General features: G+C 70.5%; 9 protein-coding genes. All 9 read left to right on the top strand.

Translation table 11 applies throughout. The annotated features are described in order from the left end of the window. The first annotated feature begins 223 nt into the window (after positions 1-223). The 9 genes from ftsW (at position 224) to PV350_RS41005 (ending at position 8,748) form a co-directional block, all read left to right on the top strand. Positions 224-1,471, top strand: a complete 1,248-nt coding sequence (ftsW, locus tag PV350_RS41045) for a putative lipid II flippase FtsW (RefSeq protein WP_500338494.1) — start codon at positions 224-226, stop codon at positions 1,469-1,471. A gap of 6 nt (positions 1,472-1,477) precedes the next feature. Beyond that, positions 1,478-2,569 carry an undecaprenyldiphospho-muramoylpentapeptide beta-N-acetylglucosaminyltransferase gene (gene murG, locus PV350_RS41040; RefSeq protein WP_499511359.1) on the top strand — a complete coding sequence of 364 codons (1,092 nt, stop codon included), beginning with the start codon at positions 1,478-1,480 and terminating at the stop codon, positions 2,567-2,569. 184 nt (positions 2,570-2,753) lie between these two features. Continuing rightward, complete coding sequence (locus tag PV350_RS41035; RefSeq protein WP_500338493.1) at positions 2,754-3,527, top strand: cell division protein FtsQ/DivIB; 774 nt, start codon at positions 2,754-2,756, stop codon at positions 3,525-3,527. Between the two features lie 246 nt (positions 3,528-3,773). Next, positions 3,774-4,994, top strand: coding sequence for a cell division protein FtsZ (gene ftsZ / locus PV350_RS41030; RefSeq protein WP_499511357.1), 1,221 nt, complete (start codon positions 3,774-3,776; stop codon positions 4,992-4,994). A gap of 15 nt (positions 4,995-5,009) precedes the next feature. Continuing rightward, positions 5,010-5,750: a peptidoglycan editing factor PgeF gene (pgeF, locus tag PV350_RS41025; RefSeq protein ID WP_499516803.1), complete on the top strand. Its 741-nt coding sequence runs from the start codon at positions 5,010-5,012 to the stop codon at positions 5,748-5,750. Beyond that, positions 5,743-6,483, top strand: a complete 741-nt coding sequence (locus PV350_RS41020) for a YggS family pyridoxal phosphate-dependent enzyme (protein ID WP_499511356.1) — start codon at positions 5,743-5,745, stop codon at positions 6,481-6,483. The genes pgeF and PV350_RS41020 overlap by 8 nt, the downstream gene beginning before the upstream one ends. Positions 6,484-6,546: 63 nt before the next feature. Beyond that, positions 6,547-7,128 carry a cell division protein SepF gene (locus PV350_RS41015; protein WP_018557119.1) on the top strand — a complete coding sequence of 194 codons (582 nt, stop codon included), beginning with the start codon at positions 6,547-6,549 and terminating at the stop codon, positions 7,126-7,128. A gap of 62 nt (positions 7,129-7,190) precedes the next feature. Continuing rightward, complete coding sequence (locus tag PV350_RS41010; protein WP_018557120.1) at positions 7,191-7,481, top strand: YggT family protein; 291 nt, start codon at positions 7,191-7,193, stop codon at positions 7,479-7,481. Positions 7,482-7,527: 46 nt separating this feature from the next. Beyond that, positions 7,528-8,748 carry a DivIVA domain-containing protein gene (locus PV350_RS41005; protein ID WP_499511355.1) on the top strand — a complete coding sequence of 407 codons (1,221 nt, stop codon included), beginning with the start codon at positions 7,528-7,530 and terminating at the stop codon, positions 8,746-8,748. Positions 8,749-8,924: the final 176 nt, after the last annotated feature.

The following is an 8,924-nucleotide window of genomic DNA, read 5'->3' as shown; positions in this document are numbered from 1 at the left end:
ATTATTTCAGCGTCTTTAGCTGTGAGGCGGAGAAGACCTTCACCAAGACGAGCAGGGCGATCAGCAGGCTGCCGCCGAGGATGACGTAGTACGCGGTCAGCGCGCGGGTCCAGGTCCGCATGGCGCGGTCCAGGACGACCCTGGCGCCCCGCAGCGCGCTGCCGCGGGACGCCTTCCCGGCGGGGGTGCCCGCCCCGGCGGGAAGGCGTCGCGGGGCAGCGCGCTGCGGGGCGCCAGGGTCGTCCTGGACCGCGCCATGCGGACCTGGGACCGCCCGCTGACCGCGTACTACGTCATCCTCGGCAGCAGCCTGCTGATCACCGTGCTCGGCCTGGTGATGGTCTTCTCCGCCTCGCAGATCAAGGCGCTGGAATACGGGCTGCCGTCCACGTACTACTTCCGCAAGCAGCTGTTCGCCGCCGTGCTCGGCACCGGCCTGCTCGTCGCGGCCTCGCGGGTGCCGGTGCGGCTGCACCGGGCGCTGTCCTACCCGCTGCTCGTCGGCTCGGTCTTCCTCATGGCCCTGGTCCAGGTGCCGGGGATAGGGCAGTCCGTCAACGGCAACCAGAACTGGCTCTACCTCGGCGGCCCGTTCCAGCTGCAGCCCAGTGAGTTCGGCAAGCTCGCGCTCGTCCTGTGGGGCGCGGACCTGCTGGCCCGCAAGGAGGACCTCAAGCTCCTCGTCCAGTGGAAGCACCTGCTGATCCCGCTGGTGCCGGTGGCCTTCCTGCTGCTCGGCCTGATCATGCTCGGCGGTGACATGGGCACCGCGATCATCCTCACCGCGATCCTGTTCGGCCTGCTGTGGATCGCCGGCGCCCCCACCCGCCTGTTCGCGGGTGTGCTGGGGGTCGCGGGGATGATCGGCTTCCTGCTGATCAAGACCAGCGGCAACCGCATGGACCGGCTCGCCTGCATCGGGGCCACCGACGTCACTCCCGGTGGCGGCTGCTGGCAGGCCGTGCACGGGATCTACGCCCTCGCCTCGGGCGGATGGTTCGGTTCCGGACTCGGCGCGAGCGTGGAAAAATGGGGTCAACTGCCCGAGCCGCACACCGACTTCATCTTCGCCGTGACCGGGGAGGAACTGGGGCTGACGGGGACGCTGTCGGTGCTCGTCCTCTTCGCGGCTCTAGGCTATGCGGGTATCCGCGTGGCCGGTCGTACGGAGGAGCCCTTCGTCAGGTTTGCCGCGGGAGGCGTGACGACGTGGATCACGGCGCAGTTCGTGGTCAACATCGGTGCGGTGCTCGGCCTGCTGCCGATCGCCGGTGTCCCGCTCCCGCTGTTCTCCTACGGGGGCTCGGCCCTCCTGCCGACCATGTTCGCGATCGGGCTGCTCATCTCCTTCGCGAGGAGCGAGCCCGCCGCGCGAGCGGCACTCAACGCGCGGGGGCCCGGCTACTGGCCGGGGGCAATGACACGGACGATGAGGCGGTTCGTCAGACGGCGACCGTCCGGAGAGCGGTGAATTTCGGTGCATGTCGTACTCGCCGGTGGGGGGACCGCCGGCCACATCGAGCCCGCGCTCGCGCTCGCCGACGCCCTGCGCAGGCAGGACCCGACCGTGGGGATCACGGCACTCGGCACCGAGCGGGGTCTGGAGACCCGGCTGGTGCCGGAACGCGGCTACGATCTGGCGCTCATCCCGGCCGTCCCGCTGCCGCGCAAGCCCACCCCCGAGCTGATCACCGTCCCGGGGCGGCTGCGCGGCACCATCAAGGCCGCCGAGCAGATCCTGGAGCGGACCAAGGCCGACGCGCTCGTCGGCTTCGGCGGCTACGTCGCCCTGCCCGGCTACCTGGCCGCCAAACGGCTCGGCGTGCCGATCGTGGTGCACGAGGCCAACGCCCGCCCGGGCCTCGCCAACAAGATCGGCTCCCGCTACACCGGCTACGTGGCCGTGAGCACCCCGGACAGCAAGCTCCGGCACTCCCGCTACGTCGGCATCCCGCTGCGCCGGTCCATCGCGACCCTCGACCGCGCCGCGGTCCGCGCGGAGGCGCGTGCCGCCTTCGGCCTCGACCAGACCCTGCCGACCCTGCTGGTCTCCGGCGGTTCCCAGGGCGCCCGGCGGCTCAACGAGGTGATCGCCTCCGTCGCCCCGCGCCTGCAGCAGTCCGGCGTCCAGATCCTGCACGCGGTCGGCCCGAAGAACGAGCTCCCGCACGCCGACAACATGCCCGGCATGCCGCAGTACGTCCCGGTCCCCTACCTGGACCGGATGGACCTCGCCTACGCCGCCGCCGACATGATGCTCTGCCGGGCCGGCGCCATGACCGTCGCCGAGCTCTCCGCCGTGGGCCTGCCGGCCGCGTACGTCCCGCTGCCGATCGGCAACGGCGAGCAGCGGCTGAACGCGCAGCCGGTTGTCAAGGCGGGCGGCGGCGTCATCGTCGACGACGCGGACCTCAGTGCGGAATGGGTGCTCGGCAACGTGCTGCCCGTCCTGACCGATCCGCACCGCCTGTACGAAATGTCGCGCGCCGCGGCCGAGTTCGGCCGCCCGCATGCCGACGAGCTGCTCGTCGGCATGGTCTACGAGGCGATCGCCGCCCGCCGCGGCTGAACCCCGGTGCCGGCCGGGCACCTCCGGCACCCCCGGCGGGCGACGCCGGGGGTCCCCCGTGCTCCGTTGGGGTCACGGGGGAGGAGGCCCGGCCCGCCGGGCGGCGCGCGGCCGCCCGGGCACCCAGCACGACGACTAGCCTGCCCGGAAGCGCAAGGCAGTTCCGACGACCCCGGAGGCGAACGTGGCCGTACCGACGACCGTCGAGGCGGCCGGCGAGCAGGACGGCGGGACCGAGCGCCCGCCGCGGCGGAGCCGGCGCCTCATCGTCCTGACGGCGCTCGCCGCGGCCACCGTGCTGGGCGGCACGGGCACCTGGCTGTTGTACGGCTCCGCCTGGCTGCGCGCGACGCAGGTCCGCGTGACGGGCACGGACGTGCTCCACCCCGACGAGGTGCGCGACGCCGCGCAGGTGCCCCTCAACGGGCCGCTGGTTTCCGTGGACACGGACATGATCGCCCGCCGGCTGAAGGCGCGGCTGCCGCGCATCTCCGCCGTGGAAGTGGAGCGTTCGTGGCCGCACGCGATCACACTGAAAGTGACGGAGCGAACTCCCGCCGCCCTTGTGAAAGGTGACGGGTTCTTCGTCGAAGTCGACGCGGAGGGCTTCCGGTTCGACGAGCGGGACACTCCTCTCAAGGGCGTGCCCATCATCGAATTGAGGCCTGATCGCGACTCCGCGAGCTATCGTCTTTTTGGGACAAAACGACTATTGGCGGCGGCGGTTCAGGTCGCGGCGGACCTGCCGAAGGTCGCATACCGGGACGCACAGCTCATCGATGTGCGCTCATATGACGACATTACGGTCGAACTGACCGGTGGACGTGCGGTGATGTGGGGGAGCGCGGATCGAGGGGCGGAGAAAGCGGTTGCCCTCACGGCGCTGATGAAAGTCGAGCACGATGCCGAGTTCTTCGACGTGAGCGCCCCAACATCCCCTGCTGCGTCGGACGGTTGACGTCCCAGCCTTCTGTTCGACACCCTGGTTGGTCCGGCTCTGGCGTGATCACATAGGGTCAAAAGAAAAACGGGAGGTTCGGCGTGTTCGTTGAACGCGAACCGCTTGTCGATTTAGTGTCCTGTCCCAAAGACAGTGCGGGACAGACATACTGGTAACCCTAAACCTCAGGGTTAGGGTTCGGATCGGCCGGCCTTCCCGACGGTCCCCACAGGTATACGTAACTCGAGGCGAGAGGCCTTCGACGTGGCAGCACCGCAGAACTACCTCGCAGTCATCAAGGTCGTCGGCATCGGCGGCGGTGGCGTGAACGCCATCAACAGGATGATCGAGGTCGGTCTCAAGGGCGTCGAGTTCATCGCGATCAACACCGATGCACAGGCCCTGCTGATGAGCGACGCCGACGTCAAGCTGGACGTCGGCCGTGAACTCACGCGTGGACTCGGCGCCGGGGCCAACCCGGACGTCGGCCGGAAGGCCGCCGAGGACCACCGCGAGGAGATCGAAGAGGTACTCAAGGGCGCCGACATGGTCTTCGTCACCGCGGGCGAGGGTGGCGGCACCGGTACCGGCGGCGCGCCCGTCGTGGCCAACATCGCCCGCACGCTGGGCGCCCTCACCATCGGTGTGGTCACCCGGCCGTTCACCTTCGAGGGACGCCGCCGGGCCAACCAGGCCGAGGACGGCATCGCCGGGCTGCGCGACGAGGTCGACACCCTCATCGTGATCCCGAACGACCGGCTGCTGTCCATCTCGGACCGCCAGGTGAGCGTGCTGGACGCCTTCCGCTCCGCGGACCAGGTGCTGCTCTCCGGTGTCCAGGGCATCACCGACCTGATCACCACCCCCGGTCTGATCAACCTCGACTTCGCCGACGTGAAGTCCGTGATGTCCGAGGCGGGTTCGGCCCTCATGGGCATCGGCTCGGCCCGCGGGGACGACCGCGCGGTCGCCGCGGCGGAGATGGCCATCTCCTCGCCGCTGCTGGAGGCGTCCATCGACGGCGCCCGGGGCGTACTGCTCTCCATCTCCGGTGGCTCGGACCTCGGCCTGTTCGAGATCAACGAGTCGGCCCAGCTGGTCAGCGAGGCCGCCCACCCCGAGGCCAACATCATCTTCGGTGCGGTCATCGACGACGCCCTCGGCGACGAGGTCCGGGTCACCGTCATCGCGGCCGGCTTCGACGGCGGGCAGCCGCCGACCCGCAACCGCGACAAGGTGCTCGGCTCGTACGCCTCCCGCGAGGAGAACTCCTCCTCGTCGCCGGCCCGTCCGGCCACCCCGGCCGCCGAGCCGGCCCGCCCGGCCTTCAGCGGCCTGGGCAGCGTCACCCAGCGTGAGGAGGGGCCGAAGCCGGAGCCGGTCGCCGAGGTGCCGGCCCAGCCGATCGCCCCGCAGGTTCCCCCGGCGCGTCCGTACCAGGACACCGCCGCCGAGGAACTCGACGTACCCGACTTCCTGAAGTAAGCACAGTCACACGTGATAACGCTCAACCACGCACGTCCGGGCGGCGCCCACTTCGCCTTCACCGACAGGTGGGGAGGGGTGAGCGCCGCTCCGTACGACAGCCTCAACCTCGGCGGCGCGGTCGGTGACGACCCGGCCGCCGTCCTTTCCAACCGTGACCTCGCCGCACGCGGGCTGGGCCTCGACCCCGCCCGGGTGGTGTGGATGAACCAGGTGCACGGCAACGACGTCGCCGTGGTCGCCGCCCCCTGGGGCGACGGCCGGGTCCCGGAGGTGGACGCCGTCGTCACCACCCGGCCCGGACTCGCCCTCGCGGTACTGACCGCCGACTGCGTCCCGGTCCTGATGGCCGACGCGCACGCCGGGGTGGTGGCCGCGGCCCACGCCGGCCGCCCGGGTCTGCTGGCCGGGGTCGTCCCGGCGGCGGTCGAGGCCATGGTCGGCCTCGGCGCCCGCGCGGAACGGATCACCGCGATGACCGGCCCCTCGGTCTGCGGCGCCTGCTACGAGGTGCCCGAGGCGATGCGCGACGAGGTCGCCGCCGCCGTCCCCGAGGCCCGTGCCACCACCAGCTGGGGCACCCCCTCCCTGGACATCGCCACCGGAGTGCACGCCCAACTTGCCCGACTGGGTGTCCCGGTGGGTGAGAAATCCCATATTTGTACGATGGAGTCCGGAGACCACTTCTCGTACCGCCGTGAGCGGACCACCGGACGACTCGCGGGATATGTCTGGCTGGACGGCCCGAGTGACTGACCGTACGCAAGAGCGAAGGGCCGAGCTGGCCGGGAACCTGGCCGCGGTCGAGGAGCGCGTCGCGGCGGCCTGCGCGGCGGCCGGCCGGCCGCGGGACGAGGTGACCTTGATCGTGGTCACCAAGACCTACCCGGCGAGCGACGTGCGGATCCTGTCGGAGCTCGGCGTCCGCCAGGTCGCGGAGAACCGCGACCAGGACGCCGCCCCCAAGGCGGAGGCCTGTGTGGACCTGCCGCTGACCTGGCACTTCGTGGGCCAGCTGCAGACGAACAAGGTGCGCTCGGTGGTTCGCTACGCGGACGTCGTGCACTCGGTCGACCGCCTCCGGCTGGTCGACGCGCTCTCCGCGGCCGTCATGAAGTCCGAGCGGGCCGACCGCGAGCTCGGCTGCCTGGTCCAGGTCGCGCTCGACGCCGAGGCCGGGGCGCAGGGCGCCCGCGGCGGAATCGCACCCGATGCCGTCGAAGGGATCGCCGAAACCGTCGCGGCCGCCCCCGGGCTGCGCCTTGACGGACTGATGACGGTCGCACCGCTGGCGGGGCCGTACGCGGGTCAACCCCGCGCCGCCTTCGATCGGCTGGCGGAAATCTCATCCTGCCTGCGCGCGTCGCATCCGGCTGCAAACATGGTCTCGGCAGGGATGAGCGCGGACCTCGAAGAGGCCATCGCCGCCGGTGCGACACACGTACGCATCGGTAGCGCGGTACTCGGAGTCCGGACCGGGCTCGGGTAACGTCACCAAACAAGTCGGACCACACAAAAAATATGGTCTTTCCCCGCTGAGAGGACGCAGAGCATGGCCGGCGCGATGCGCAAGATGGCGGTCTACCTCGGCCTCGTGGAGGACGACGGGTACGACGGCCCGGGCTTCGACCCCGACGACGAGTTCGAACCGGAACCCGAGCCGGAGCGCTCCCGCCGACCGCACCAGTCCCACCAGCCACCACATCAGACACAACCGGAGGAACCGGCACGCATCGTGCACGCGCCGGCCCCCCGGGAACCACGGATCGCCGCAGTGGCATCCATCACACAAGAACGCCATAGCCTGGAGAAGAACGCGCCGGTGATCATGCCTAAGGTCGTGTCGGAACGAGAGCCGTACCGGATCACGACACTCCACCCCCGGACGTACAACGAAGCCCGTACGATCGGGGAACACTTCCGCGAGGGCACGCCGGTGATCATGAATCTGACGGAGATGGACGACACGGACGCGAAGCGACTTGTCGACTTTGCCGCCGGGCTGGTCTTCGGGCTGCACGGCAGCATCGAGCGGGTGACGCAGAAGGTGTTTCTGCTGTCGCCTGCTAACGTCGATGTCACGGCGGAGGACAAGGCCCGCATCGCCGAGGGCGGGTTCTTCAATCAGAGCTGAGATACGCAACCGTACGAAACCGGCCGTGAGGGCCATGGACGAGCAAGGGAGAGGGAAGCGCGATGGACATCGCACTCCAGGTGCTGTGGATCGCGCTGATGTGTTTCCTGCTCGTCCTGATCTTCCGGTTGGTGATGGACTATGTTTTCCAGTTCGCTCGATCGTGGCAGCCTGGGAAGCCCATGGTGGTCGTCCTGGAGGCCACCTACACTGTCACCGATCCGCCACTCAAGCTTCTGCGGCGGTTCATCCCGCCGCTGCGTCTCGGGGGCGTGGCGCTCGACCTGTCCTTCTTCGTATTGATGATCATCGTGTACATCCTGCTCACCGTCGTAGGGGGCTTGCGAGGATGACCGATGCGGGCTCCCGATATGTCGACGATCACGTTGAGGTGAAGAGATGCCACTGACCCCCGAGGATGTGCGGAACAAGCAGTTCACGACCGTCCGCCTCCGAGAAGGCTATGACGAGGACGAGGTGGACGCCTTCCTCGACGAGGTCGAGGCGGAACTGACCCGACTGCTCCGCGAGAACGAGGACCTGCGCGCCAAGCTGGCCGCGGCGACCCGTGCCGCCGCCCAGAACCAGCAGCAGGGCATGCGCAAGCCCGAGCCGCAGGACGGCCGCGGTCCCGGGGCCCCCGTGCCCGCCGCCATATCCGGACCCCAGCCGGTGCCGCCCCAGCAGATGGGCGGCCCCGGTCCCCAGGGACCCGGCAGTGGCCTCGCCCTGCCCGCCGGGCCCAGCGCACAGCAGGGCCCCGGTCCGATGGGCCAGGGTCCGATGCAGGGCGGTCCCATGGGTCCCGGCCCGATGGGTCAGGGTCCCATGGGTCAGGGCCACATGGGCCAAGGCCCGATGGGTCAGGGTCCGATGGGCCAGGGCCCGATGCAGGGCGGTCCCATGGGTCCCGGCCCGATGGGCCAGCACGGCCAGCACCCCATGGGTGGTCCCGGTCACCCGATGCAGCAGCAGGGCCCCGGTGGCGACAGCGCCGCCCGTGTGCTCTCGCTCGCCCAGCAGACGGCCGACCAGGCGATCGCCGAGGCGCGCGCCGAGGCGAACAAGATCGTCGGCGAGGCCCGCAGCCGCGCCGAGGGCCTCGAGCGCGACGCCCGCGCCAAGGCCGACGCCCTTGAGCGGGACGCGCAGGAGAAGCACCGCGTGGCCATGGGCTCCCTGGAGTCCGCCCGCGCCACGCTGGAGCGGAAGGTCGAGGACCTGCGCGGCTTCGAGCGCGAGTACCGCACGCGCCTGAAGTCGTACCTGGAGAGCCAGCTGCGTCAGCTGGAGAACCAGGCCGACGACTCGCTCGCCCCGCCGCGCACCCCCGCGGCCGCGTCCCTGTCCTCCGGTTCCGGCGGGATGGGCGGCACGATGGGCGGCGGCACCATGGGCGGCATGGCCACGGCCGGTGCCGGCACCATGGGCGGCGGCCAGGGCTACGGCGGGCAGGGCATGGGCGGCGTCGGCGGGCAGAACCCGACGTACGGCGGCCAGCAGCAGATGTCTCCCGCCATGACGCAGCCGATGGCACCGGTGCGGCCGCAGGGGCCGGCGCCGCTGCAGCAGGCGCCGACGCCGATGCGTGGGTTCCTGATTGACGAGGACGACAACTAGTCGCTGGCGCGACGGCAGCACGACACAGGGCCGGGCCCCCAGGGAGTCACCTCCCTCGGGGCCCGGCCCTTTGGCGTGCCTCTTGCGGCCCGGTTGTTGTGTGCGGCTCCGTTGCGCCTGCGGCGGGCATCCCCCGCCCGCCGCAGGCGCAACGGAGCCGCACACAACAACCGGGC

Origin of the sequence: Streptomyces sp. PA03-6a (assembly GCF_033792765.1) — a bacterium.
Lineage (GTDB): Bacteria > Actinomycetota > Actinomycetes > Streptomycetales > Streptomycetaceae > Actinacidiphila.
Note: the sequence above shows the minus strand (reverse complement) of the source record. Positions and strands in the feature narration are given on the sequence as shown.

Coding starts and splice junctions, on each gene's coding strand:
- PV350_RS41015 (WP_018557119.1), top strand. CDS start 6,547: ATGGCCGGCGCGATGCGCAAGATGGCGGTCTACCTCGGCCTCGTGGAG.
- PV350_RS41010 (WP_018557120.1), top strand. CDS start 7,191: ATGGACATCGCACTCCAGGTGCTGTGGATCGCGCTGATGTGTTTCCTG.
- PV350_RS41005 (WP_499511355.1), top strand. CDS start 7,528: ATGCCACTGACCCCCGAGGATGTGCGGAACAAGCAGTTCACGACCGTC.